Consider the following 25,521-nt stretch of genomic DNA (forward strand, 5'->3'; position numbering starts at 1 on the left):
CGAGACGATCGCCCGCGGCAGCCACGATCAGTCGAGTGCGCTGCAGGGGGTCAACTCGACCGTCAATCAGATGGACCAGATGACACAGCACAATGCGGCTATGGTCGAGGAAACGACGGCCGCGAGCCGCGAACTCGCCTCTCAGGCCGACAGCCTGCTGGCCCTGGTTCAGCAATTCAGGATCGAAGGAAATGCACGAGAATTTGGGTTCTCAAACGCCGAGGAGTTGTCGCACCAAAGACCGGCCAGCCAGAGCGCGGCGTGAGGTCGCCACCGAATTACATTGGCCGGACAGAACTGCGTCTGAAGCGGAGTAACGAAATCGGATCTCACTGGATTTACGAGACAGGTTGAAACATCGACATGACAATCACACCGGACATAGAACTTGGCGCTTATCTCCACGAGACGAAAGTCGATCCTGCCCTGGCAAGCTTGGTTGAAAGCATAGCAGCCTCAGCGATCGTTGTTGCCGATCACCTGAAGGAAGCAGCCTTTCAGAACCATATAGGCAGCTCCGGCACGACGAATGTCCAGGGTGAAGATCAGAAGCTCCTCGATGTCCTGGCCGATCGTGTGTTTCGCGAAACATGCGGCGAGGCGGTCTCGCTTGCTGCCTATGTTTCCGAGGAGGCGGAGGAGGTCACGTGGTTGAAACCTCCAGCCGCTGGCGACCTCATCCTTTACGTCGATCCGCTGGACGGCTCATCGAACCTTGAAGTCAACCTTTCCGTCGGTTCGATCTTTGCGGTGAGTCAGGTCCAGGCGGACGGCGACACCAATGTTCTACGCAAGGGGCGAGAGTATCTCTGCGCCGGCTATGCCATCTATGGCCCCTCGACGCTCTTCGTTATCACATTCGGCCTCGGCGTGGTCGGCTTCACGCTGGATCCGTCTGACGGGCAATTCAAACTGACCAACGCGCGCATGCGCGTGCCGACGGAAACGACCGAGTTTGCCGTGAATTCGTCGCGCCAGCGTTTCTGGGATGAGCCGATCCGACGCTATGTCGACGAATGCCTTGCGGGATCGGCAGGGCCGCGCGGACAGGACTTCAACATGCGCTGGACCGCCTCGATGGTGGCCGACGTCCATCGCATTCTGACCCGCGGAGGGGTGTTTCTCTATCCGGCGGACGAGTCCAATCGCCGCGCCGGCGGCAAGCTGCGCCTGATGTATGAAGCCAATCCCATGGCGTTCCTCGTCGAGGCGGCCGGCGGTGCAGCATCCACCGGAACCGAAGACATCCTTCGCATCCAACCACAGGCTCATCATCAGCGCGTGTCGGTGTTGCTCGGCTCGAGCAACGAAATCCAACGCCTGGTGCAATTTCACCAAATCCATCACTCGCAAGAGGAGATCGGCTCTTAAATGGCTCTCGTCACCCTTCGTCAATTGCTCGACCACGCCGCCGAGAACGGCTACGCCATCCCGGCTTTCAACGTGAACAACATGGAGCAGATGCTCGCCATCATGAAGGCTGCTGATCGTACCGACAGCCCGGTCATCATGCAGGCAAGCCGCGGCGCCCGAGCTTTTGCAGGCGACGCGACGCTGTCGCATCTGATCCGTGCGGCGATCGAGATGTATCCGCATATCCCGGTGTGCATGCATCAGGACCACGGCAATTCGGCGTCGACCTGCATGTCGGCAATTCTTGCCGGCTTCTCCTCGGTGATGATGGACGGTTCCCTCTCTGAAGATGGGCGCACGCCTCTCAGCTTCGAAAATAATGTCGCCGTCACGGCCAAGGTTTCGGAGATGGCGCATCTGGTCGGCGTCTCCGTCGAAGGAGAAATCGGCCATCTCGGCTCGTTGGAAAGCGGCCGCGGCGAAGCAGAAGATGGGCACGGCTTTGACGGCGAGCTCAGCCGCGACATGCTTTTGACCGATCCGGAAGAGGCTGCCGAGTTCGTGCGCTTGACGAAGGTGGATGCGCTCGCCATCGCCATCGGCACGTCTCATGGCGCTTACAAATTCTCCCGGAAGCCGGACGGCGACATCCTTTCCATCAAGCGCCTGAAGGAGATCCACGCCCGCCTGCCCGATACCCATCTCGTCATGCATGGGTCGTCGTCCGTGCCCCAGGAATTGCAGGAACTGATCAACGCGCATGGCGGCGAGGTCAAACCGACCTATGGTGTTCCGGTCGAGGAAATCCAGGAAGGCATCCGCCACGGCGTTCGCAAGGTGAATGTCGACACCGACCTTCGATTGGCGTTCACGGGGGCGATCCGCCGCGTCTTTGCCCTTCATCCCGGGGAGTTCGATCCACGCAAATACCTCGCCCCGGGCATCGAGGCGATGGCAGCGGTCTGCGGCGACCGATACGAGCAGTTCGGCGCCGCCGGACATGCCTCCGCCATCAAGCCCTTGCCGCTTGCCGAGATGGCGAAGCGATATAGCCACTAACCGGGGGCAAGAACTTGAGTAACACTCCCCGCCGGCTCATCGTCGGCAACTGGAAAATGAACGGGCTTACGGCCGATCTCGCCGAGATCGAAAAGGTCGCCTGGAACATCGGCGAGCTGAATGCGGATGTGGCTATATGTCCTCCGGCAACGCTCCTGCAATCCGCCGTGAGGATAATCGCCGGAAGCCGGCTTCTTCTCGGTGCCCAGGATTGCAGCGCTCAGGAAGCTGGCGCCCATACCGGCGACATATCCGCCAGGATGATCGCCGATTCCCGCGCCCGCGTCGTCATACTCGGTCATTCCGAGAGGCGGCAATATCAGGGCGAGACGGACGCGATGGTCAGGCGCAAGGCCGAGATTGCGGTGAGCGCCGGCTTGATGCCAGTAATTTGCGTCGGTGAGACAGAAGCGGAGCATCTCCGCCAGGAGACGCTTACTGTCCTCAAAAACCAGCTGCAGGGTTGCCTGCCCGCCGAAATGAACGAGCTCGCCTTGGTCATAGCTTATGAGCCGGTCTGGTCGATTGGGACCGGTCGGCTGCCCGAACAAAGCGAAATTCTCGCCGCCCATGCCTGCATCCGATCCAGTCTGATCGATGCCTATGGATCGATCGGTGCACAGCTCAGGATCCTCTATGGTGGATCCGTCAAACCTGAGAATTCGGCCGAGATTCTTGCTCTTGAAAATGTCGACGGTGTTCTGGTCGGCGGCGCCAGTCTGCGCGCGGAAAGCTTTCTTCGGATCTGCGAGGCAACCGGGAGGTAGGTCACCAGTCGTTCCGCTGCGGAAGTCAGGGGCAAACCCATCGGGCGGATCGTTCGCCCTGTTGCTCGAGGATGAAAATAAACACCAACGAAAGCAGGTTGGTCATGGAACATTGGATGCTTTCGCCCATCGAAAAGACCTGCCTTCGATGGGTGTCGATGGGAAAGACTGTTGATGAAATCGCCCTGCTCCAAGGCAGAAGCGTCATTGAAATCGAAAGCTATCTCGAGCAAGCGCTTGCTGCACTCGAGGCGAGTTCGATGCAGGAGGCTCTCGAGAAGGCAAGCCTTTCGGAGCCCGACTGATGTTGGCCGCAGGGCGGCGAGCAGCAAACCCACGACCTTTCAACGACAGGGATGGCGATGAAATGACCAATCATGTGAACAATCAGAGCAAGGCCAAAGCGCCGAGCCCGATCGATGTCGAGGTGGGAGCAAGCGTGCGCGGAATGAGCCAAAGCACACTCGCCGAGGCTTTGGGCGTGACGTTCCAGCAAGTCCAGAAATACGAGAAGGGCACGAACCGCGTCGGCGCGAGCCGTTTGCTCAATGTCGCCACTCTGCTCGGTGTGCCGGTGTCGTATTTCTTCGACAGCCAGAGCCGTGATGGAAAACCCGATGGGCTGACAGGCACCGGCGCCGAGATGGAGCTCAGCGCCTTCCTCGATACCGACGAGGGGCGAGACCTCAACGTCGCCTTCGCCAGGATAGCAAGGCCGGCACTGCGCCGTCAGGTCCTATCCCTCGTCAAGGCCATGGCCGCGACGGATGTAAAGGGTTCCCGCGGGAACGCCTAGTTTGGTGCCGCTCCGGTTATGCGGCGAAACTCAACTCCTGGAGATGCCCATTGCAGCATGCTGCACTCCGACATGGCAACATCGCGCAGGCCGGCCCGGTTGGTCAGCTGGATCGCGATCACGTGTCTTGCGTCGGGGACAGCCATTACATCGTCGGCCGGTTCCACGCCTGGAAAGGAAAGTGCCATTCAGCCCTGAAGCTGGCGTTCGATGGCGCGCCAGACGCTTATTTGCTTTACCTGCCCCTATCCACCACGCCTGGGACACGTTCGGGGGCACTGCGCCTTTCGACGGCACAGGCAGTTGGTTTTCTGGAGGATCTCGCTCAGTTCGATGAGCTGACCCCTCATGAACATTCCAGCTATATCGGCCTCTCCTTCGCAAAGTCGGCGATGGTGCAACAGGTCAGTGAACTCTTGGATGGGCCTGTCACGGCAGACCTTCATTTCGACCGCATCGTCGATCTGACCACCGAGAAGGGTCTGCGGCTGGCCGCACTCGGCCATCTCGTATGGAGCTGTCTTAATCTTTCCGACGCGGATCGATTGGCGCCGGCTGCCATCGAGCGGCTGTTTGAGTCGACGATGATCGCACTTCTGGAGGTTGTTCCCAATAGCTACATGCCGCGGCTCGAGCGGCCGGTCTCGCCGGCGGTGCCCCGGCAGGTGAAACGGGCGATCGAGTATATGCATGCCAACCTGTCGCAACCTCTCACTGTTGCGTCGATAGCCAGCGAGACCGGTACGAGCGTCAGAGCATTGCAGGTCGCCTTCCAGCGGTTCAAGGGCACAACGCCTTTGGGCTATCTCAAAACGATCCGCCTCGAAGCAGCGCGCCGAGCGCTGGTCGACGATACCGGCTCGCGGTCGATCGCCGACGCGGCACGCAGTGCAGGGTTCACCCATATGGGGCGGTTTGCGGCCGTCTACTATCAGGCTTTTGGCGAAACGCCGTCGGAAACGATCCGGACGAGATAGATTGCCAGTCAACGGCAATGTCGAAAGCGGAAACCATCTTCGTGTTGCGGAAGTCAGCCGCGAAACTGGCATGGTATGAAATGCGTGCGCGAACCGTTCATCTCCCCCGGAAGCAGCCCAATCCCGCTCTTTTGTGATGGCGTCCTGGCCCGGCGCCGGATCTTCCACGATCAACCCGTTAAGGGTCCGCTAGCAAGCTGCGGCCGCTTCGGCTTCGCCTCGCGGTGATCGCGCCCGTCGCCGGGCCTTTTGAGGAGCCATCGAGCGGGATTGGCCCGCTCCCGCAGGAGCCTCTTATATGTCGCACGATCTTTCCCTCGCTCAGTCCCACGCCTTCCAGCTTTCCCGCGACCTGATGGTCCCGGTCACCGTCTTCGAAGTCGACGGCGAATATGGCGTCCTCCCTTCTGACGAGATCGACGCCGGTGACGCCCTTGAGATCGTCAATGAGTTCTTCCCCTGGCCGGCTCATTGAGCCGGCCGCCAGTGCCTTCGGCGTGCCGCTTGCGCGCGGCAGGCCGCAAGGGAGGCTGCGCCGCGGCCGGGTATTGCATGATCCGACAATTGTCAGCCGCGCCCTTGCGGCCTTTGCTCTTCGCGGCGGGTGGAGCGCGCCTGCGAAGCGACGGGCAAGAAAGGCAATGAGGAAAAGCATGGACAGAAAGGAAATAGAGGCGCTGCGCGACCAGGTGAGCTGCGCGGCTGTTCTTGAGCAGGCGGGCTTCGCCATCGATCTAAAGGAGAGTACCCGGCGGGCGGTGAAGTTCCGCCGGTCGGGCGAAATTATCATCGTCACCCATGACGGTCGCGGATGGTTCGATCCGCTCGGCGATGCGAAAGGCGATGTGTTCGGACTTGTCGAACATCTCGATCATGTTGGCTTTCTCGAAGGCGCCGGAAGGGTCGCCGGCCTTGTTGGTTTTGCGATCACGGAGCCGGAATGGCAGGCGCCGAGGCCTGACCGAGACCTCGATCTTTCTTTACCCGAGCGTTGGCAGGCACGCCGCCGGCCGTGGCCCAGCTCGTCGACATGGGCTTATCTGAACGGTGAGCGCTTCCTTCCTGCCACTCTGCTCCGAGCCACGATCGGGCAAGACCGTCTGCGGGAAGGCCCGCAAGGCAGCATGTGGGCAGCGCACACCGACAATGCCGGAGTTGTGACCGGCTGGGAGGCGCGCGGTCCTGAATATCGGGGATTTGCCTCCGGTGGAACGAAGGTCCTCTTCCGTCTGGGACCGGACCCAGCGTTGCGCCTGGCCGTGACGGAAGCTGCGATCGACGCCATGAGCCTTGCCGCCATCGAGGGGCTGCGCGATGGAACCGTGTATCTCAGTACCGGGGGCGGATGGTCGCCGTCGACGGAGGCGGCGCTTCGGCAGATGGCCTCGCGAGCAGATAGTCTCCTCGTCGCCGCGACAGACGGCAATCCGCAAGGAGAGATGTTTGCCGAGCGCTTGCGGGCGCTCGCGGATACCGTCGGCTGCGACTGGTCGCGGCTCCGCCCGCCCGAGGAGGATTGGAACGAAACCCTGAAAATCAGGGAGAAAGAAAAGAGGGAAAGGAAGGAAGGCGGCGTGCCGCATTCGCGCCGCCCGCGTCAAGGGAAGCTTCGCCCGGGCGAGCCGGCCCTTGACCCGGCCGGTCGCGATGCCGGCGGCCCGGGAGGTGTCATGAAGGACTGAAGAGGATGGCAAGGTCGGAAGGACAGTGCCGCACTTCGGTCCGGAACCATCTCCAAGGAGCCGCAGATGTATCCCTCTCCCGCAATCCGCAAGGTCTTCCACGGCGTTGCCTCACGCCAGCAAATGTTCCGGATGTTCGATCGGCACGCTCAACGTCCGAACCGTTGGGACGGTGACGCCTCGCTCCTCTATTCCGGCGAATGGTTCGAGATCGCCGAGACCGAGCACGACTATATGTTCGAGATCCTGCCACCGCTCTGGATCCGCGGGTCGATGTTCGCCATGCGCGAGTATCTGACGGGTTCGGTGACATCAGTGTTCTTCGCATTGCGCATCGATGGTGTCATCCGACATTTCCACGGCTATTGCGATCTATCGGACAAAGGCGCCGTCGAGCGCATGCGCGTGGCAATCATCGAGCGTGAGAGCCGGCCGGTGCGCGCCATGACGCGCGAGGAACGCCTGGAGCATATCTGGAGCATCACGGCGGACGACTATCGTGGCTATGCCGGCGATCGCTGGGACGAAGCTGCGCGCGGCAAGCGCACGATCATGCTCTACGGCGGCGCAGTGGGCAGCACTCTGAAACTGCTCGACGAGCTGACCGACGACGAGATCGCGGCGAAGCTGCCGGTGCAGCTGCGCCACCTCCCCTCGCCGATTGCCGCATGAGGGAGGCACACTATGCTTTCCTTCCCGCTTACATCCGTCCGCGAGGTCGTCGCCCGCAGTCGTGCCGACGCCGAAGCCAATGGCGGCTTTCGTAACCCCTACTACGGCCTGCGCCCTGGCAAGGACGAGAAGCCCGGCCTCTGGCTCGTCGGCGACCAAGGAGTCTACCTCCTGTCGAACGGCAAGCTGCCCGATGGCGCCAAGCCTTTGGTCGTTTATGCCGAGGAATGCGATCCCCGCACCAATGACGACTGGTTCGCAGTCAAACGCCGGACATTCGGCGGCGATGACGGAGTCGATTTCGTCGATGCGGAACAGCTCGAAGCGATGATGGCGGCCGCGCCGGAGGCGACGCACCTGCGTATCGCATTCCTTCAGGACTCGATGCAGCTCTTCCTGGTCGCGAAGCCCTAGGCAATTCGCGACCAGTCCGGCCCGTTTGGCCACCTATCCCAAACCCTTGAGCTCCCTTTAATCCCCGCAAGTGCTTCCCGCGGGGTGATGACGCTCGCCATTTTCCGAGGAAACCTCCATGAGCAACGATCCCTTCACTCTCGACATGTTCGGCAGCAGCGCGCTGTCATCAGGCCTCGGCCTGGGCGTCACACCGTTCGGCGGCTTCGATACGGTCGCGGCCAACGACGATGACCCGGAACCGACGCCGCCCTCTCCCTCCCCGGCCTTGCCGGCCGCGGCGATAGAACGTCCGGCGCCCCGGCGCCAGGGCAACCGGTGCAACTTCTACCTCGACGATGCGGATCGGGGCTTGGCCGGATCCTGGAAGGATCGCGCTCGCGCCAATGTTGCGGCGATCCTGATCGCGAACAACATCGAGAAGCAGGATCGGCCAGCCAACGCGAAGGAGCAGGCGCAACTCATCCGCTTCACCGGCTTCGGCGCCAGCGAACTGGCGAACGGTATGTTCCGCCGCCCCGGCGAAGTCGATTTCCGGGCCGGGTGGGGCGAGCTCGGTGGCTCGCTCGAAAGTGCCGTTTCAGATGCCGACTACGCGTCGCTCGCCCGCTGCACGCAATATGCCCATTTCACGCCGGAGTTCATCATCCGGGCAATCTGGTCGGGCTTGCAGCGCCTGGGCTGGTGTGGCGGCCGCATGCTCGAGCCGGGTATCGGTACGGGCCTGTTTCCGGCTCTGATGCCGGCGGCCTTTCGCGACAGGACCTTCGTCACCGGCGTCGAACTCGATCCCGTCACGGCCCGGATCGTCAAGCTGCTGCAGCCTAAGGCCCGCATCATCAATGGCGATTTTGCGCGCGCCGATCTGGCGCCGATCTACGATCTCGCCATTGGCAATCCACCCTTCTCCGATCGCACCGTCCGGTCTGACCGGACCTATCGCTCACTCGGTCTCAGGCTGCACGACTACTTCATCACCCGTTCGATCGACCTGCTGAAGCCCGGCGCGCTCGCCGCGTTCGTCACCAGTTCCGGCACGATGGACAAGGCCGACGCGACCGCGCGTGAGTACATCGCCAAAACCGCCGACCTGATTGCCGCGATCCGATTGCCGGAGGGGAGTTTCCGCCGCGATGCTGGCACGGATGTCGTGGTCGACCTTCTGTTCTTCCGCAAGCGCAAGGTCGGCGAACCGACAAGCGATCTGTCATGGCTCGATCTCGAGGAGGTGCGGCCCGAAAGCCAAGACGAGGGCGCAGTTCGCGTGAACCGCTGGTTTGCAGAGCATCCTAATTTCGTCCTCGGCGATCATGCCCTGACCTCCGGACCGTTCGGCGAGACCTATACATGCCAGCCACGCGCTGGCGAGGACCTGCAGGCGGCTCTAAAGAACGTCGTTCGCCTGCTGCCTGAAGGCCGCTATGACGGTGAGCCGACCGCAATCGACGTCGACCTCGAGGACGAGCTCGGCGAGATCATCGATCTTCGCCCCGGTGACGCCAAGGTCCGTGAGGGTAGCTTCTTCATCGATAACAGGCACGGCCTGATGCAGATGGTGGACGGCGCACCCGTGGAGGTCAAAGTCCGCAAGGGGCGCACCGGGGACGGCATCCCGGAAAAGCACGTCGGGATCATCAAGAAGCTGATCCCAATCCGCGACGCGGTGCGTGAGGTGCTGAGGGCCCAGGAGCAGGATCGGCCGTGGCGTGATCTGCAGGTTCGCTTGCGCATCGCCTGGTCGAGCTTCGTGCGTGATTTCGGTCCGATCAACCACACCACCGTCTCGATCAGCGAGGACGAGGAATCCGGCGAGGTGCGCGAAACGCACCGCCGTCCAAACCTGCAGCCTTTCCTCGACGATCCCGATTGCTGGCTGGTCGCCTCGATCGAGGACTACGACCTCGACACCGATACCGCAAAACCGCGCCCGATCTTTTCCGAACGGGTCATCGCGCCGCCTGCGCCGCCCGAAATCACCAGTGCGGCGGATGCGTTGGCCGTGGTGCTCAACGAACGTGGCCGCGTCGATGTCGAGCATATCGCCGAACTGCTGCACAGACATGCCGATGCCGTCGTCGACGAGCTCGGCGATGCGATTTTCCAGGATCCCGCCGATGGCTCCTGGCAGACGTCGGATGCCTACCTCTCCGGTGCGGTCCGCACCAAGCTTGGTGTCGCCGAAGCTGCCGCGGCACTCGATCCAGCCTACGAGCGTAACGTCCGCGCGCTTCAGGCAGTCCAACCCGCCGATCTTCGCCCGTCCGACATCACCGCACGTCTCGGTGCGCCCTGGATTCCGGCCAGCGACGTCGTCGCCTTCGTGAAGGAGATGATGGGTGCCGAGATCAGGATCCACCATATGCCGGAATTGGGCAGCTGGACGGTGGAAGCACGGCAGCTTGGCTACTGCGCCGCCGGCACATCGGAGTGGGGCACCAGCCGCCGTGATGCCGGCGAGTTGCTCGGCGACGCGCTGAACAGCCGTGTTCCCCAGATTTTCGATATCTACAAGGATGCCGGTGGCGAGCGGAGGGTCCTGAACGTCGTCGATACCGAGGCGGCGCGCGACAAGCTGCAGAAAATCAAGGAAGCCTTCCAAAACTGGGTTTGGACCGATCCGGATCGCACCGACCGGCTGGCGCGGGTCTATAACGACCGGTTCAACAACATCGCGCCTCGAAAATTCGACGGATCGCATCTGAAACTTCCCGGCGCCTCTGGCGCCTTTGTTCTTTATGGGCACCAGAAACGCGGCATCTGGCGGATCATCTCCTCCGGATCGACCTATCTCGCCCACGCCGTCGGCGCGGGCAAGACGATGACGATGGCGGCCGCGATCATGGAACAACGACGTCTCGGCCTGATCGCCAAGGCGATGCTGGTCGTCCCTGGTCATTGCCTGGCGCAGGCGGCGCGGGAATTTCTGGCACTCTATCCCAATGCCCGGATCCTCGTCGCCGACGAGACCAACTTCACCAAGGACAAACGGCTTCGCTTTTTGAGCCGGGCAGCGACCGCGACCTGGGATGCGATCATTATCACGCACTCGGCCTTCAGGTTCATCGCCGTGCCGTCCGCCTTCGAACAACAGATGATCCACGATGAGTTGGAGCTCTACGAGGATCTGCTGACCAAGGTGGACAGCGAGGACCGCGTGTCGCGCAAGCGCCTCGAGCGACTGAAGGAAAGCTTGCAGGAACGGCTGGAAGGGCTCGCGACCCGCAAGGACGATCTGCTCACAATCTCCGAGATCGGTGTCGACCAGATCATCGTCGACGAGGCGCAAGAGTTCCGCAAGCTTTCCTTCGCGACCAACATGTCGACGCTGAAGGGTATCGACCCGAACGGCTCGCAGCGCGCCTGGGACCTCTATGTGAAGTCCCGGTTCCTCGAAACGAAGAACCCGGGCCGCGCGCTGGTGCTCGCCTCCGGCACGCCGATCACCAACACACTCGGTGAGATGTTCTCGATCCAGCGCCTGCTCGGCCACGAGGCTCTCGCCGAGCGCGGCTTACACGAATTCGATGCCTGGGCGTCCTGCTTCGGCGATACGACGACCGAGCTGGAGATCCAGCCGTCCGGCAAATACAAGCCGGTCAGCCGCTTCGCGAGCTTCGTCAATGTGCCCGAACTGATCGCCATGTTCCGGGCTTTCGCCGACGTCGTCATGCCGGCGGATCTCCGCGAATACGTCAAGGTGCCTGATATCTCCACCGGCCGACGGCAGATCCTGACCGTCAAGCCGACGCCGGCGTTCAAGGCCTATCAGCAGATCCTCGATGCCCGCATCAAGGCGATCGAGATGCGCGAGGGACCGGCTGAGCCCGGCGACGATATCCTGCTCTCGGTCATTACCGACGGTCGCCATGCGGCGATCGATCTCCGCCTCGTGATACCGGCCAACGACAATGAGGAGGACAACAAGCTCAACCTCCTCGTCCGCAATGCCTTCCGCATCTGGCAAGAGACGAGCGACGATACCTACGTCCGGCCGGACGGCAAACCCTTTGACCTGCCCGGCGCCGCGCAGATGATCTTCAGCGATCTCGGCACGATCAACGTCGAGAAGACCCGCGGCTTTTCCGCCTACCGCTGGATTCGCGACGAGTTTGTGCGGCTGGGCGTTCCCCCGTCCGAAATCGCCTTCATGCAGGACTACAAGAAGACCGAGGCCAAGCAACGGCTCTTCGCCGACGTGCGCGCCGGCCGAATTCGGTTCCTGATCGGATCGTCGGAGACGATGGGAACGGGCGTGAACGCTCAAGCGCGGCTGAAAGCGCTGCATCACCTCGATGTGCCGTGGCTGCCGTCGCACATCGAGCAGCGCGAAGGCCGCATCGTCCGGCAGGGTAATCAGCACGATGTCGTCGACATTTTCGCCTATGCGACCGAGGGCAGCCTCGACGCTTCCATGTGGCAGAACAACGAGCGCAAGGCCCGCTTCATCGCCGCCGCGCTCAGCGGAGATACTTCGATCCGCCGGCTCGAAGACTTCGGTGAAGGGCAGGCGAACCAGTTCGCCATGGCCAAGGCAATCGCCTCCGGCGACGAGCGGCTGATGCAGAAAGCGGGTCTCGAAGCCGATATCGCGCGACTGGAACGGTTGCGCGCCGCCCATGACGATGACCAGTATGCGGTGCGCCGGCAGATGCGCGATGCCGAGCGTGACATCGAGACGTCGACCCGCCGCATCGGCGAGATCGGCCAGGATATCGGTCGGCTCGTTCCGACCGCCGGCGATGCCTTCGCGATGACCGTGCTGGGCAAGCTTCACCATGAGCGCAAGGAAGCCGGTCGCGCGCTGATGAAGGAGGTTCTCACGCTCCTCCAGCTCCAACAGGAGGGCGAGGTTCACCTCGCATCTATCGGCGGTTTCGATCTTGTCTATGAGGGAGAGCGCTTCGGAAAGGGCGACGGCTATCGCTACGCCACCACGCTCCAGCGCACAGGCGCCGCCTACGAGATTGACCTTGCGGTCACAGTGACACCGCTCGGCGCCATCTCCCGCCTCGAGCATGCGCTCGACGGGTTCGAGGAGGAACGCGAGCGTTATCGCCATCGCCTCGATGATGCGCACCGGCGGCTCGTCTCCTATCGCTCGCGCGAAGGCGGCACTTTCGCCTTCGCCGACGAACTTGCCGAAAAGCGCCGACAGCTTCGTGACGTCGAGGACGCTCTTGCCGCCGCGTCAGTTCAGAACGACGCCGCCTCGGCGGAGTCTGCTTGAATGGAATCGCGGTTTTGATGCGACGCAGCATTTGCATAGCTGCATTGCACAATATTTGCTTTCCTTCCGACCGAAATTTGAGCATAGTGCTCACAGCTGATGCACATGGCGGTTTTCCTCCCAGTGCCGCCGCAGCAGCTGTTCCCCTCTGGAGGTTTAAATTACCTTCATACCTATAGGGCCCGAGTTTTCTCGTGGCCCTCTTTTTTTGTCCTGATTTCCGTTCATCGAAGCGACCCCTACGACGGTCATCCTCGTCGCGGTTTTCCCCCGCTCAGGTAATCACCTCGACGCGCTCCATCTTTTCGATCAGCCGCCCGCTCATATCCTCCGGGTCGTTCAGGACGGTCACGAAGTCGGAGAGGCTCGGATTCTTCAAACCGACTTTGTAGATCGCAACCCCGCTTCGACATTCTCGTCCATGGCCTTCAGCCCCTCGAAATGTCGGGAGGCCTCCTGCCAGGCGAGCCCCAAAGTCTCGGTGAACGCAAGGATCTCGTCTGTTCCCGGAACGACCTGATAGGCAAATATCTCTTTTGTATCGTGCATCGAAACCTCCTTGAGCTGCGACAGCCTAAGGCGCGTTTCCGGTTGCTGTGAACTATCAAAAGTGTGAGCGGCAGTTTCCGGAAGGAGGGAGGACAAAAAGAAGGAAGAGGGAAAAGAAACCGGTCGCAGATCGGTCTTCCAGTCGCCGCTTGCGCTCAACCGCCGCCTGCGCATCCCGGCCACTCGTCCCGCGCAGGGCTGTTAGCCCCGCTCGGACATCGCAGCAGGGACGCTCGGCCGCAGTTGCGCCGGGCCGCCCGCCCCGCGGTCCGGGAGGTGTCTTCGAAAGAAACGAAGACAGGAAGGACCGGCAAGCGAGCCGTGTCCCGCATCTCGGAAGAGGAAAATCCCATGCACATCATGAAGGTCGATCCGCGCTCGTTGAAGGACAACCCGGACAATACTCGTCAGTCGAAATCCACCCCGCAGGCTGATGCGCTGCTGCTCGCGACCATCAAAGCCGTCGGCATCATCCAGCCGCCCGTCATCTTTCCGCAAAGCGATGGCGGAAACGGCTACGTCATCGAAGCCGGCCATCGGCGGACCCGCATGGCGATCGCCGCGGGCCTTGAGGAAATCGAGGTTCTCGTGGTCGAAGCCGCTAACGATAATGGCGCCATGCGGTCCATGGTCGAGAACATCGCCAGGGAGCCGCTCAACCCCGTCGACCAGTGGCGCGGCATCGAACGCCTGATCGCACTCGACTGGACCGAGGAAGCGATTGCGGTCGCACTTGCCCTCCCCGTCCGGCAGATTCGCAAGTTGCGGCTGCTCGCCAATGTCTTTCCGGCGATGCTCGACCAAATGGCGCTCGGCGACATGCCGAACGAGCAGCAGCTTCGAACGATCGCGGCGGCACACCTCGATGAGCAGAAGGAAGTCTGGAAGGCGCAGAAGCCGAAGAAGGGCCAGCCTGCCACGTGGTTCCAGATCGCCAACGCGCTGAGCAAGACCCGCATGTACGCAAAGGATGCGAGCTTCGGCGACGATCTCAGGGAAGCCTATGGCATCGAATGGATCGAGGATCTGTTTGCCCCTGCCGATGAGGACAGCCGCTACACCACCAACGTCGAAGCCTATCTCGGCGCCCAGCAGGAGTGGATGACCAACAATCTGCCGAAGAAGGGCGTGATCGCCGAGGTCACGCAATGGGGTGACGTAAAGCTGCCGCAGAAGGCCAGCCGCGTTTATGGCAAGCCAGGCAAGGGCGACCACACCGCAATGTACCTGGATCGGAACGGCAAGGTTCAGACCGTGCATTACCGGATGCCGGAGGAGAAGAAGACGGCGGGCAAGAGAGCGGTCGTTGGAGGTGGTGCCACCGCTGGCGACGATGTGATCGACGCGCCGAAACAGCGTCCGGATGTCACGCAAAAGGGCCACGACATGATCGGTGACCTCAGGACCGACGCGCTGCACGAAGCGCTCGCTCGCGCGCCGATCGAGGACGACACGCTGACGGCGCTCCTCGTGCTCGCCTTCGCCGGCTTGAATGTACGGGTCGACTCCGGGGCAAACGACACCGTCTTCGGCACGAAGCGGTTCGCTCGCCATGCGGTTCGGTTGCTCGACTCTGACGGTAAGCTGTCCTTCGAGATCGACACGTTGCGGGTTGCCGCCCGCTCGATGCTGGTCGATGTGCTCTCTTGCCGCCGCGGCATGTCGAACAGCGGGATCGTGTCACGTATCGCCGGCGAGGCCATCGGCGCCGATGGATATCTCCCGAACATGGGCACCGAAGATTTCCTGCTTTGCCTGTCGCGGGCGGCGCTTGAGGCGTCGTGCAAGGACACCCCGGTTCTGCCGCGCCCGAAGGTCCGCGAGACCCGCGCAGCACTCGTCGAGCACTTCAAGGAAGGGCACTTCGTCCACCCGGCAGCCCTGTTCGCGCCCGATCCGAAGGAACTTGCCGACCTGATCAAGAAAGGCGAGATCGTCGAAGAGGAGGACAGCGTCACCACTGAAGAAACGAGCGATGGTCTTGGCGAACTCGCGGACGACAGCGCCGCCGGCGAGGCCGCCGAACTTGACGCCCCCGATCCGGAGGCCGACGACGGGGCTCCTGACGAGGACGAAACCGCCTACGGCATTGCGGCCGAATAGCCTCCCTTCCCTTCTCATCCGATCGACAACCGCCGCCGGCCATCACCGGCGGCGGCTTCGTTTCCATGAACCGCAGAATTCCAAGGAGATGTCTTATGTCTGCGTCCCTGATCTACGACCTCGCCCCGATCGGCTCCATCGTCGCCTGGTCCGACGGCAGCCCTCGGCCGCCCGAGCGTTTCAAGAAGAAGCTGGCGGCCTGGCAAACCCGCAACAGCAAAGGCCGCCTGATCCGCAAGGAGGGTCCGCGCCAATCCGGAAATTACGCCTCGCCCGGGCATTTCACGCTGCATGAGGCTGATTTCGGCGGAAAGAATACCGTCGTCATGCGCATTCACCGAACCTTCGGTCTCGATTCCGATCTCGCCTTCAAGGTTCTCGAACGCCCCGCACTCGGTTCTATCCGCCTCTTCGATCGCGCCGGTGCGAACGCGGAGCTTGTCCATCTCGCCGGCAATCACGAGGCGGCGGTGGCCTGGCTGAAAGAGCATGGATACCCGAATGCCATCCTCGAAGAGGTGACCGCCGACGAGGTCGCGGCGGCTCATGTCGAAGGGAGGGTTGCCGCATGAGCACGCCCGATCTTCAACACGACAGGGTTCCTACCGCCGACGACTCCGCGGTGAAATTCGGCGTCAGCGCGGACGGCTTTCCGGTCGCCCGGATCGCCGATACCTTCCTGGCAATGGTGCCGGCGCGCGATGGCGCCAGCTTCCTCGCGAGCGCCTGGCGCCTCACTCGCCCGCTGTCAGAGCTGACGCGGGAGGATTTCCACGGTCACGAAGGGCGCCTCGAAGATGAGACAGCGTTCCGCGCGCGCGTGTTCGAGACCGCGCGGCACAGCCATGAACTATCCGCGCTCGGGCGGATCCAGAGCCGCATGGCAGCGACTACGCCATGGGGTCTGTCGCAGCTCGCGACGATCTACGCCGAGGGGATCGTCTCCCATATGACCGCCGGTCATGGCGGGTTTCATCTGTCGGCCGAACGGAATGCCCGCGTCCTTCCGATGCTGCGAAAGTCCTTGCCCTGGTACGAGGAGGACGCAGAATGGGCGATTGTCGCCCTCACCTTCCCAGATCTCTTCACGTCCTACGAGCGCAAATGTGCCGATGAGACGATCCGCAATAGCTGGCCGTCCGCCTGGGAGGCGATCCACGGCCGCGAACTCCAGCCCGGCCAATCCTGGACAAAGGACCGGGAAGCCTTCGAGCGCAAGCATGCCGGCGACTGGATCGTGATCTCCGCGATCTTTTCCAGCCGCCATGCCGACATGACGGAGGTCATCGCCACGCGAGGCGGCCGGCGCGATGGGCGGGTGGAGGAGATGCGCTTTCTCGTGCCCCGCGCCGAGTATGCCGCGCGCGACCGCTTCGGTTTCGTCATCGATCCTGACCGTCATAATCCCTGTGACGGTCCTTCCAGTTTTGTGGGGTGGCAAGGGAGGGATGCGTGATGGCTGCAATGCCAATCCACCATGCGCAACTGGCGCGTATGGAAGAAGCGCGGCGGCAGACGCAGCGCCAGCTCGAACTGATCGATCGCCAGGTCTTGCGCCGGATAACATCGATCCTGCCACAGCTCGCGCGCCGGCAAACCGGATATCGGCGCGGAAAGGCGCCGGATACGGGCTTCTTCCTCGAACGTTATCGCAACAATCTCGCCGCCCTGACAGCGGAGCGTCAGCCGGAAGTTGACGCGCTGACACGAAAGTTGGCTCGGCAGGATGCAGCGATAGCCGCCTTTCGCAAACGGTTCGAACCCGTTGGCGACGCGGCTCAGCCACGAGCGGAGGTCTAGCGACATGGGTACGATCGGAGACCTCGAACGGAGCGCCGGCATTGGGCCATCGTCCGCGGAACGCACCGCGTTCTGGCAGCAGTTCCACCACCTCAACGGAAAGGCGTGCCTCGACGCGGGCGTTGCGGAGCTTAAACGAATGATCGCCGCGAGGGAGGAACAGGCTGACGTTGCCTCGAGTAAGCAGCGCGCTGTTCCGAAGCGCGAAAGACTTCCTCCTTTGAGCGGTGAACAGGAAGCCGCGCTCCAGGCCTATGCCGCAAGACACGGGCGTCGCTGGAAGAGCATCCTGAACAACGTCTGGATGGGTGGCGCGCCCTATGACGATGGCGGGACACTCCGCGGTCTTCGAAACACGCACGGTCCGAGCTGGCTGCAATATTATCGGCTGCCCAAGCCGAAACCCTCGGCCGAGACCATCATCGCGCCAATTGAGCGTGCGGCGAGTTCGGGAAGTGACGACGTATAGCGTCCCGGCAGCCATCTTCCTTTCAGTACCTGGTTGGACCAGACCCCGTGCCGATTTGCCCTTCGGTTTTGCTGCGGTCTGAACCAGCGGCCGTTCGCTTCAAGGCCGCTATCCGCGCCGCCCGGCGGCCGGAGGCGCCGTCCCTCACGGAGCAGGCTTGCGGGCCTCGCAGGGCAGGATGCCCCGCTTGCCCGCAAACCGGCTCCGCTCAGCCTGTCGTCTCCGGACCTTGAAGCGCCCGTCTTCCGCCGGTTCGGGGCGACCGCACCGAAGGGCAAATCGGCACGGGGCCGGAGCCGCTTCGAGGTTGAAAGGAAGAAATCATGGCAAAGCCCGCTACCTCCCCTCGTCAATCCGCTCGCGTCGTGGCTCTGCGCAAAGGCGCAACCGTCGAAATGGTCCGGCTCACATGCCCCGACAGTGCCCAGGCGCTGAAGATCGCCGAGAGCTTCGGAACCGCGATCGTCGACAGCGACGGAATCCGCGATCTCCATGAGCGTCTGATCTCCGAGACGGCCGATGCTCTGAGCGATGGTCTCGGCGAAAAGGCCATGCAGATCCATCTGCAGCGGATCGTCGGCGCCTTCGTCGGCTCGGCGCACGGCGCAGGCCAATTCTATAGCCGCGCCGTCACCGAGGCACGCGATGCCACGGCCAAGGCTGCCAACGACGCCCGCGACGAGGACCTCGACGGCCCTGTCGGCTACGACAGTGCTGCCCAGCGCAGACGCGAGTTTGCCGCCGACATGGGCGTGCAGGCTCATGCGCTTCGGGTGGCCGCGGAGGGCGCCGTTGCAGCCTACAAGCAAATCGTCGGTGAGGCCTGGAAACCCTTCGATCGGCCCGTCGAAAACCCAGGTCACTCTCTTGATCGCAAGGCGGCCGAAGCACAGATGTCGGCCTTCGACTGAGCGCTTTCGGGCGGGGCTCCGGCCCCGCCTTTTTCCATGTCGGGAAGCAAGCGTGCCTACGGCCTTGGAAAAGGTCGCCCGATGATCTACATTATTTTCGAGATTTATCTACATGGAGACGACCCATGCCGATCAACGTCAACAATCCGGAAGCGGACGCGCTGACGCGCAAGTTCGCCGAAATGGCCGGCGTCGGCATTACCGACGCCATCGTCATTGCCATGCGGGAGGCGATCGAGCGTCGCAATCGCGCGGAGACGCCACTGCAGACTGCTGCGCGGCTGCGGGAAAAGCATGGGGTCGCGATGAGCGACGACGTCCGCAAGCCTCTTCCTCCTGAAGCCTTCGACGAAATGTGGGATGACGCCTGATGTTCGTCGATGCCTGCGCCATCATCGCGCTTCTCTCTGATGAGCCGGAAGCGGCGCGCGTCTCCGACGCCGTTGCTTCTGCCAGACATCCCTTCACATCTCCGGTCGCCATTCTCGAAACAGTCCTCGGCCTTGCACGGCCCGACAAGTTCAATCTTCCAGTGCCCGCGGTCGAAACGATCGTGATGGAATTCCTCGAAGCGCGGGAAATCGAGATTCGCGATCTTCCGCCCGCATCCGAGACGACGAGGCTCGCCCTTGTCGCTGCTCACCGCTATCGCAGCGGCCGCCATGGCCTGAACCTCGGCGATTGCCTGCATTATGCCTGTGCCAAATTCCATGGCGTGCCGATCCTCGCCACTGCGGATGAGTTCAGGTCGACCGACCTCGAAACAATTCCTTGAATCTCCTGAAGCAGTGACGCCGAGATCGGCCCGTCGCGAACCCGTCCGGCTTTTGGTCCTGGCGGAGCGAGGCGTTCGGGCAACGGCTTCGCCGTCCTCCACGTCCGTTCCGGCCTTTCGGTGCCCTCACCCCTTTCCGCTCCGCACTTTGGACCGCCGTGACGGGGTCGCGATCGGCGCGACCTCCTTGAATTGGAGGTTTGAAATGAGCAGGAAGGACGAAGGCCAGCGGGCCGACATCTACACGCGGATCACTGACAAGATCATCGAGGATCTGGAGAAAGGAGTTCGCCCATGGATGAAGCCATGGAACGCCGCGAACACGAACGGTCGTATCACCCGGCCGCTTCGCCACAACGGTCAGCCCTATTCCGGCATGAATGTGCTGCTGCTTTGGTCGGAGGGCCTGGCCCGTGGATATTCCTCGCCGATGTGGATGACATTCAAGCAGGCGCTTGAACTGGGATCGGCCGTGCGGAAGGGCGAGACCGGCTCGACCGTCGTGTTCGCGAGCCGCTTCACGAAGTCGGAGACCGACCGCAACGGCAACGATGTCGATCGGGAAATTCCCTTTCTGAAGGCGTACTTCGTCTTCAACGTTGACCAGATCGACGGTCTGCCGGACCACTATTACCATCGGCCGACACCGGTCCTCGATCCGATTGAGCGGATCGAGATTGCCGATCGCTTCTTCCGCGACACTGGCGCCGTCATCCGGCATGGCGGATCGCAGGCATATTATTCGCCGGTGACCGACCACATCCAGATGCCGCCGTTCGAGACCTTCCGGGATGTGGAGTCCTACTACGCGACCCTTGGACATGAGGAAATTCATTGGGTTGGAGCCAAAGATCGTCTTGATCGCGATCTGTCGCGCTACGCGAAGGACCGGACGGAGCGCGCCCGCGAGGAATTGATTGCCGAACTCGGCAGCTGCTTTCTCTGCGCGGACCTCGGGATTGCTCCAGAGCTGGAGCCGCGACCGGATCACGCCTCTTACCTTCAGTCGTGGCTCACCGTTCTCTCAAATGACAAGTGGGCGATCTTTCAGGCGGCAGCGCATGCGCAGCGTGCAGTCAGCTATCTTCACGGTCTGCAGCCGTCCGCGGAAGGTGCCGACAAGGCGGCGGCATAGGCGTGCTTTGAATCAGGGACGGTCGCCAGTACCGACGGCCGTCTCTCTGATTGGCTCTGGTTCGGTTTGCGGATGCTGGTTCAGGGTGAGGTCCAACGTGCCCCAGATCGATGACTTCGTGGCATCGGACTTGGGTTTGCGAGACGGCTTCCTCTCGACGATGAACGGTTTTGTCTGCTGACGCATAAATCCTCCTGGGCGACGAATCGCGCCTGAACGATATCGCGCACGCCACCGAACACAACAGGCTGTCATTCCAAGTTTCATACCGACGGTTTCGACGGCATGCCGTCGCCATTCGCGACAAAAGGATTCCCACCCTCCCCCGCCTGTCCAGGTTGTTTGTAAGGAAAACACTTCGCCACATGGGTTGTTGCGGAATGCTGCGTCGCACAAATATAGGATGCGAGGATATCAACTGGAAGGGGCAGGCTGTGGAAAAATACGTGGGCGCGAAGCTGCATGGCATTCGAGTGACCGACGCAAAGCTGAACTACCACGGCTCGATCACGATCGATGCGGACTTCTGCCGGGAGGTCGGTCTGAAACCGCTGGAATATGTGGAAATCTGGAACAAGATGTCCGGAGCAAGGATCAGCACTTACGTGCTCTACGGTGATCCGGGCTCCAGGTGCTGCATTCTTAACGGTGCGGCCGCTCGCACGTGCCAGCAAGGCGATGAGATTATCATCGCGTCCAGCGTCTTTTGCGAAATCGATGACATCATCAAGCTCAAGCCACGCGTGCTGGTCTTCGGAGAAAACAATGAAATCGTCGACAGGATCACCTACGAGGTCTTTCGCCGTGCAGACAATTCTCTCGACATGGCCGTGAGCTCCGAGCTGCCCGACAACAGCTACGGATTTCCGGCCTCCATTTCCGGATAGCCTGATGCAGTCGGACGGCGTCCCTGGACGTTTGCCGATGTGGATTGCCACGACACCGTTTTCGCCTATTGCCGTTGCCCTTCAGGGGAGCCATTGTCCCGTCCCTTTACCTGACGTTAGCGGCGCTCCATTTGCGGGCTCGATGAGGCATGTCTGACCGGAGAGCGGCGTCGCCTCGATCGTCCTCCCGCAACGGCCATTCGAAACTTTCTTCCCCTGCCGACTTCGTCGCCATTCCTCGCGCGACAACAAAGTTGCTCCCGGCCGCCCTCCATTTCATTTCGGCCCTCTGGGTGCGGTCCGATCGTCCCCGGTCCTTGCGACAGCCATCGAGGCCGCAATGGAGCGGCCCGAAACAGCAAAAGGAACTTGGACAATGGCTACCATCGGCACCTTCACCTCCACCGAAAACGGCTTCTCCGGCTCGATCCGCACCCTCGCCCTCAACGTCAAGGCCCGCATCGCCCGCGTCGAAAACCCCTCCGACAAGGGGCCGCACTTCCGCATCTACGCCGGCAACGTCGAGCTCGGCGCCGCCTGGCAGAAGACCTCCGAGCAGGGCCGCGACTATCTCTCGGTCAAGCTCGACGACCCGAGCTTCCCCGCCCCGATCTACGCAACGCTGGCCGAAGTCGAAGGCGAAGATGGCCTGCAGCTGATCTGGTCACGCCCCAACCGCGACTGAGGTTCTCGAGGCTCCGCCGATCCGGCGGAGCCTCTCCCGCCAAAGTGAGAAGCCGGCACCAGGCATCGAGCCAGGTTCCGGCTTTTTGGTGCCATGCGGAAACGGGGATAGCCGCTCAGATTTCCTGATGGTGCCGGGCCGGGCCGACGGCATCAAGGACGAGCGGTTAACCCCCAAATTTCAGGCCCGGTCCTGCGGCCCGATCCAGAAATTCGGCTCCCCCACTCGCCGCCTCCGGCGGTCGCTATCGCGATCCCTGACCCCGCCATCCCGTCCCGCCCTGCGAGCTCGTCTTTCACGAACTCAAGGAGATGAGATCATGACGATCGAACAGCACATCGAAGAACTGCGGGCCGAGCTGAACAACGCATGCGACGCGGCCGAGCGCCGCCAGATCGAGGGCGAGCTTGAACTTGCACGGGCCGAGCTCGCCGTGCAACTGGCCGAGCAGGTCGGCACCATCAAGGCCGAGCCGCCCTTCTGAGGCGGCTTCTCTTCTCATTTCAGAGCCGAGCTTCGTCGGCGATCACCGTCTCCGATTCCAGCGCTTTCCGCCCGAGGAACAACCGCGCCATCGCATCTCTCCTTTCGACACAGCTGTCATCTACGTCAGGGGATGTTGCAGTCCTCGCGTCACGCCGCAACCTTGCGCCACCAGAATTTTCCCCACCGCATGCGGCTCCTCGCCCAGTCAAAATTCAGGCGGCTCCAGGTTCTCCGCTCGCGCTTCGACCGTTCCGGTGCGGCCCTCCTCCGAGGTCTGCTTTCGATCCCCGCGATATCAGCAATTCGAAAGGAGAACCTACCATGCAACAACTCGCAAAGTTCCTTGCAGCCACCGGCCGCCGGCTCGGTAATCTCGGGAGAGTGATCTGTCACTTCTTCCGCAAGGGAAAGCTCGGGCTGAAGCTCGCGATCAAGATTCCGTTCTTCGTCGAGATCGAGCTCAACTTCGAGACCGACTGGAATAGGCGCGAATGACGCGCCATGGCCGCCCTCGGCGGCCCTTTTCCTTCGTTCCGGCTCGGGCGTCATCGTTGGTCAGCTGAGAGGACGCTGGGCAAAAGTCCTCGGTCGATAGCCGCGAGCTCGCTTCTGCCGCGTCAGGTCGAGGAACAGTCTGACCGCTTCTTCCTCCCGCCCGAAATGGTGCACCATCATTTGTCCAGAGGTCCCGATCCGCCCCCAGCGTCGCGTCAGGCAGGTTTCCCCGAAAAGCGATATGGAAATCTGCATGGCGTAAAAGCGGGCCATGTTCTTCGCCGTGTCGGTTCGCTCGATGTAGAGCTGGTAAGGTTGCGTGACCATGTTCGCAGAGTCGCCGATCCGTGCCCGAGCGTCCAACGACAGTTTTGAATCGTTCGAGGCCAACCGATTCATTGCGGTGATGTTTCTCAAAACCTGAGCGATTGTCTGGGCGAGTCGGCGCAGCCGCACGGCTCTAGTCGCTGTGGCTCCCGGAGCCCAGTCGGTCTCCGCGCATTCGCGTGACGATCCTCTCGCGGATGGCACAGGGCCAACCTCGCGCGATCAGTTGCAGTATCCCGAGCGCTCCGGACATGGCCGTGCAAGTCATCCGAGAGTGGATCCGACGACTTCATTCAAACTTTAATTTAATTTTCATTCTCTCTGAATAATTATTATTGCAATCAGGTTCAACTAGGCAAAGCACCTGCGGATCAGGCACTGCAGCGCAATGAGAGAAAGTCAGAGACATGGCAGAAATTATCGACTTCCCCTTGGAGCGCAGCCTCAGCACCGAACAACGTGCACTGATCGACCAGATGGAAGAAGAAGGCGGCCGCTTTCTCAAGGCGACGGAGAGCCTGCTTGGCGTCCTGCGGCAAGCTGAACGTACGCAGAAGGCAATTCTCGCCTACCAAGCCGAGATCAAAGGCCGGAGCGGAGGAACGGCGCAGGTAGCCAGTCGCGAAGCGGGCGACGGTTCCGCAGCTGGCGACTATCGCGGCAGCACTATCCGATATGCATCCGATGACTGAAGTTTTTCGAGTGGGTGACGATCGTCGCCATCGTGGCCATACGTGAGGGGACAGACCGTGCTTGGGTTCGCAAAACAAAAACAATATGCTCTCCTCTTGGGAGCAGCACTCCTCCTTGGCCACAGCGCAAGAGCGCAAGACATAGACTTGATGAACGGGGTGGTAGCCCGCCCTGGTGACAAGGACACAATACCCGCAGAAAAATTCAAGAAGGCGAGCCCCTGGAAAATCGGGATGAGCCACTTTGGCGTCAACGCCAACACATGGGCTGCCCAAATGGCCGCTGAATCGCAAGCCGCTGCCAAGAGTGATCCGCGCATTTCTCAGTTCGTGCTGCTCGACGCCAATCTCAGCCAGGCCAAGCAGATCGCCGATATCGATGAGCTGATCGCCCAGAAGGTCGATGCCATCATCGTGACACCGGTCTCTCCGACCTCCGCAGATGCTGGTATCGAAAAAGCGGTCAATGCCGGCATTCCCGTCATCGTCCATACGGGCCTTACCAAAACCGACAAATTCACCGTCGATATTCAAGGCGGCGGCGAGAACTTCGGAAAGGTCTCGGGAGAGTTCCTGGTCAAGGAACTCGGAGGCAAGGGCAATATCTGGGTCCTGCGCGGACTGCCGACTCATCCCGAAGACATCAACCGCTACAAGGGCCTGCTCGAAGCCATCAAGGGCACCGATATCAAGATCGTGGCCGAAGATGCCGGTCTCTGGTCGTATGATTACGGCCACAAGGTTTGCGAGACCTTCTATCTCGAAAACCCGAAGGTCGACGGCATCTGGTCATCGGGCGCCGACATGAGCCGCGCCTGCATGGATGTCTTCCAGCAATATGGCGCGAAGGTTCCGCCGATCACCGGTGAGGTGAACAACGGATTTCTCCAGAAATGGATCGACAGCGGGGTTGATGCCATCGCCACCGAATACGGGCCGGAACAAGGGGCCGCAGCTGTTCGCGCTGCCGTCGCGCTGCTCGATGGCAAAGCCATTCACAAACGCTATGTCTATGAGCCCGACGGCTGGGACATCCAGAAGGCAAAGGCGAATTACCGCGCTGACCTGTCGGAGAAGTTCTGGATGCCAAGCAGCCTGACCGACACCGATCTTAAGGCCCTGTACGGCAAGTAAGACAAATGCCTGCCCCGCGTTACCGCGGCTCGATGAACGTCAGAAGTCGATGTCATCACGAAACTATTCGAACCACCCCAGCGAGCGTGGCGTGATCAAAGCGCCCACTGTCGCCCCGAATCCAAG

29 protein-coding genes and 1 pseudogene are annotated in these 25,521 nt (G+C 61.8%); 27 read left to right on the forward strand and 3 right to left on the reverse strand.

Annotated elements, in window-relative coordinates:
- The 12 genes and pseudogenes from PL597_RS22525 to PL597_RS22580 all read left to right on the forward strand — a co-directional run.
- A pseudogene (locus tag PL597_RS22525) lies at positions 1-265 on the forward strand (hypothetical protein); the annotation flags it as partial.
- A gap of 98 nt (positions 266-363) precedes the next feature.
- Entirely contained in the window at positions 364-1,371 is a 1,008-nt protein-coding gene (locus tag PL597_RS22530) for a class 1 fructose-bisphosphatase (protein WP_012475967.1), read from the forward strand.
- Complete coding sequence (fba, locus tag PL597_RS22535; protein ID WP_012475968.1) at positions 1,372-2,412, forward strand: class II fructose-bisphosphate aldolase; 1,041 nt, start codon at positions 1,372-1,374, stop codon at positions 2,410-2,412. It abuts the gene before it with no gap.
- Between the two features lie 14 nt (positions 2,413-2,426).
- Positions 2,427-3,179, forward strand: a complete 753-nt coding sequence (gene tpiA / locus PL597_RS22540) for a triose-phosphate isomerase (RefSeq protein WP_077768138.1) — start codon at positions 2,427-2,429, stop codon at positions 3,177-3,179.
- 104 nt (positions 3,180-3,283) lie between these two features.
- On the forward strand, positions 3,284-3,484 hold the full coding sequence (locus tag PL597_RS22545) for a helix-turn-helix transcriptional regulator (RefSeq protein WP_077768137.1): 201 nt from the start codon (positions 3,284-3,286) through the stop codon (positions 3,482-3,484).
- 62 nt (positions 3,485-3,546) lie between these two features.
- The gene (locus PL597_RS22550) at positions 3,547-3,975 is read left to right on the forward strand and encodes a helix-turn-helix domain-containing protein (RefSeq protein WP_077768182.1); all 429 of its coding nucleotides are present in this window, start codon (positions 3,547-3,549) and stop codon (positions 3,973-3,975) included.
- A gap of 50 nt (positions 3,976-4,025) precedes the next feature.
- Positions 4,026-4,952 carry a helix-turn-helix transcriptional regulator gene (locus PL597_RS22555; RefSeq protein WP_077768136.1) on the forward strand — a complete coding sequence of 309 codons (927 nt, stop codon included), beginning with the start codon at positions 4,026-4,028 and terminating at the stop codon, positions 4,950-4,952.
- Positions 4,953-5,250: 298 nt separating this feature from the next.
- Positions 5,251-5,427: a hypothetical protein gene (locus tag PL597_RS22560; RefSeq protein ID WP_162854299.1), complete on the forward strand. Its 177-nt coding sequence runs from the start codon at positions 5,251-5,253 to the stop codon at positions 5,425-5,427.
- Between the two features lie 178 nt (positions 5,428-5,605).
- Positions 5,606-6,634: a DUF3991 and toprim domain-containing protein gene (locus PL597_RS22565; RefSeq protein WP_077768135.1), complete on the forward strand. Its 1,029-nt coding sequence runs from the start codon at positions 5,606-5,608 to the stop codon at positions 6,632-6,634.
- Positions 6,635-6,700: 66 nt separating this feature from the next.
- Positions 6,701-7,306 (forward strand): DUF1419 domain-containing protein, encoded by a 606-nt coding sequence (locus PL597_RS22570; RefSeq protein WP_012475973.1) that lies wholly within the window; start codon positions 6,701-6,703, stop codon positions 7,304-7,306.
- Positions 7,307-7,318: 12 nt separating this feature from the next.
- Complete coding sequence (locus PL597_RS22575) at positions 7,319-7,720, forward strand: DUF3085 domain-containing protein (RefSeq protein ID WP_012475974.1); 402 nt, start codon at positions 7,319-7,321, stop codon at positions 7,718-7,720.
- 118 nt (positions 7,721-7,838) lie between these two features.
- Positions 7,839-12,947: a DEAD/DEAH box helicase family protein gene (locus tag PL597_RS22580; RefSeq protein WP_012475975.1), complete on the forward strand. Its 5,109-nt coding sequence runs from the start codon at positions 7,839-7,841 to the stop codon at positions 12,945-12,947.
- A gap of 375 nt (positions 12,948-13,322) precedes the next feature.
- On the opposite strand, the gene PL597_RS22585 is transcribed toward PL597_RS22580, so the two are convergent.
- Positions 13,323-13,496 carry a hypothetical protein gene (locus PL597_RS22585; RefSeq protein ID WP_236771566.1) on the reverse strand — a complete coding sequence of 58 codons (174 nt, stop codon included), beginning with the start codon at positions 13,494-13,496 and terminating at the stop codon, positions 13,323-13,325.
- A 351-nt stretch (positions 13,497-13,847) separates the two neighbouring features.
- On the opposite strand from PL597_RS22585, the gene PL597_RS22590 reads away from it, so the two are divergent.
- From PL597_RS22590 to PL597_RS22630, 9 genes are all read left to right on the forward strand, one after another.
- Positions 13,848-15,599 (forward strand): ParB/RepB/Spo0J family partition protein, encoded by a 1,752-nt coding sequence (locus PL597_RS22590; protein WP_012475976.1) that lies wholly within the window; start codon positions 13,848-13,850, stop codon positions 15,597-15,599.
- A 95-nt stretch (positions 15,600-15,694) separates the two neighbouring features.
- The gene (locus PL597_RS22595; protein WP_077768134.1) at positions 15,695-16,171 is read left to right on the forward strand and encodes a Nif11-like leader peptide family natural product precursor; all 477 of its coding nucleotides are present in this window, start codon (positions 15,695-15,697) and stop codon (positions 16,169-16,171) included.
- The gene (locus PL597_RS22600) at positions 16,168-17,055 is read left to right on the forward strand and encodes a DUF7007 domain-containing protein (protein ID WP_012475978.1); all 888 of its coding nucleotides are present in this window, start codon (positions 16,168-16,170) and stop codon (positions 17,053-17,055) included. Before PL597_RS22595 ends, PL597_RS22600 begins: the two co-directional genes overlap by 4 nt.
- The gene (locus tag PL597_RS22605; protein ID WP_012475979.1) at positions 17,055-17,399 is read left to right on the forward strand and encodes a hypothetical protein; all 345 of its coding nucleotides are present in this window, start codon (positions 17,055-17,057) and stop codon (positions 17,397-17,399) included. Before PL597_RS22600 ends, PL597_RS22605 begins: the two co-directional genes overlap by 1 nt.
- 4 nt (positions 17,400-17,403) lie before the next feature.
- On the forward strand, positions 17,404-17,868 hold the full coding sequence (locus PL597_RS22610) for a hypothetical protein (protein ID WP_012475980.1): 465 nt from the start codon (positions 17,404-17,406) through the stop codon (positions 17,866-17,868).
- A 323-nt stretch (positions 17,869-18,191) separates the two neighbouring features.
- Positions 18,192-18,779 (forward strand): hypothetical protein, encoded by a 588-nt coding sequence (locus PL597_RS22615; RefSeq protein ID WP_012475981.1) that lies wholly within the window; start codon positions 18,192-18,194, stop codon positions 18,777-18,779.
- Positions 18,780-18,904: 125 nt separating this feature from the next.
- Entirely contained in the window at positions 18,905-19,150 is a 246-nt protein-coding gene (locus tag PL597_RS22620; RefSeq protein ID WP_077768133.1) for a type II toxin-antitoxin system VapB family antitoxin, read from the forward strand.
- Positions 19,150-19,554, forward strand: a complete 405-nt coding sequence (locus PL597_RS22625; protein WP_077768132.1) for a type II toxin-antitoxin system VapC family toxin — start codon at positions 19,150-19,152, stop codon at positions 19,552-19,554. Before PL597_RS22620 ends, PL597_RS22625 begins: the two co-directional genes overlap by 1 nt.
- A 205-nt stretch (positions 19,555-19,759) precedes the next feature.
- Positions 19,760-20,689 carry an ArdC family protein gene (locus PL597_RS22630; protein ID WP_077768131.1) on the forward strand — a complete coding sequence of 310 codons (930 nt, stop codon included), beginning with the start codon at positions 19,760-19,762 and terminating at the stop codon, positions 20,687-20,689.
- A 12-nt stretch (positions 20,690-20,701) separates the two neighbouring features.
- Here PL597_RS22630 and PL597_RS22635 read toward each other — a convergent pair whose 3' ends face one another.
- Positions 20,702-20,875 carry a hypothetical protein gene (locus tag PL597_RS22635; RefSeq protein WP_162854300.1) on the reverse strand — a complete coding sequence of 58 codons (174 nt, stop codon included), beginning with the start codon at positions 20,873-20,875 and terminating at the stop codon, positions 20,702-20,704.
- A 248-nt stretch (positions 20,876-21,123) separates the two neighbouring features.
- On the opposite strand from PL597_RS22635, the gene panD reads away from it, so the two are divergent.
- From panD to PL597_RS22655, 4 genes are all read left to right on the forward strand, one after another.
- Positions 21,124-21,576: an aspartate 1-decarboxylase gene (gene panD / locus PL597_RS22640; RefSeq protein ID WP_077768181.1), complete on the forward strand. Its 453-nt coding sequence runs from the start codon at positions 21,124-21,126 to the stop codon at positions 21,574-21,576.
- 376 nt (positions 21,577-21,952) lie between these two features.
- Positions 21,953-22,261 carry a DUF736 domain-containing protein gene (locus tag PL597_RS22645; RefSeq protein WP_015084482.1) on the forward strand — a complete coding sequence of 103 codons (309 nt, stop codon included), beginning with the start codon at positions 21,953-21,955 and terminating at the stop codon, positions 22,259-22,261.
- 319 nt (positions 22,262-22,580) lie between these two features.
- The gene (locus tag PL597_RS22650; protein WP_162854301.1) at positions 22,581-22,745 is read left to right on the forward strand and encodes a hypothetical protein; all 165 of its coding nucleotides are present in this window, start codon (positions 22,581-22,583) and stop codon (positions 22,743-22,745) included.
- 323 nt (positions 22,746-23,068) lie between these two features.
- On the forward strand, positions 23,069-23,242 hold the full coding sequence (locus PL597_RS22655; RefSeq protein ID WP_162854302.1) for a hypothetical protein: 174 nt from the start codon (positions 23,069-23,071) through the stop codon (positions 23,240-23,242).
- A gap of 60 nt (positions 23,243-23,302) precedes the next feature.
- Here the strand turns inward: PL597_RS22655 and PL597_RS22660 are convergent, their stop codons facing one another.
- Positions 23,303-23,569, reverse strand: a complete 267-nt coding sequence (locus tag PL597_RS22660) for a WGR domain-containing protein (RefSeq protein WP_306801661.1) — start codon at positions 23,567-23,569, stop codon at positions 23,303-23,305.
- Positions 23,570-23,976: 407 nt separating this feature from the next.
- Between PL597_RS22660 and PL597_RS22665 the strand changes: the two genes are divergently transcribed.
- Together PL597_RS22665 and PL597_RS22670 are read left to right on the forward strand one after the other, a co-directional pair.
- Positions 23,977-24,261: a hypothetical protein gene (locus tag PL597_RS22665; protein ID WP_077768129.1), complete on the forward strand. Its 285-nt coding sequence runs from the start codon at positions 23,977-23,979 to the stop codon at positions 24,259-24,261.
- A gap of 234 nt (positions 24,262-24,495) precedes the next feature.
- Positions 24,496-25,395 (forward strand): substrate-binding domain-containing protein, encoded by a 900-nt coding sequence (locus PL597_RS22670; RefSeq protein ID WP_235675766.1) that lies wholly within the window; start codon positions 24,496-24,498, stop codon positions 25,393-25,395.
- The last annotated feature ends 126 nt before the right edge of the window (positions 25,396-25,521 follow it).

The sequence above is a fragment of the Agrobacterium sp. ST15.13.013 genome, assembly GCF_027956525.1.
GTDB classification, from domain to species: Bacteria; Pseudomonadota; Alphaproteobacteria; order Rhizobiales; family Rhizobiaceae; genus Agrobacterium; species Agrobacterium salinitolerans.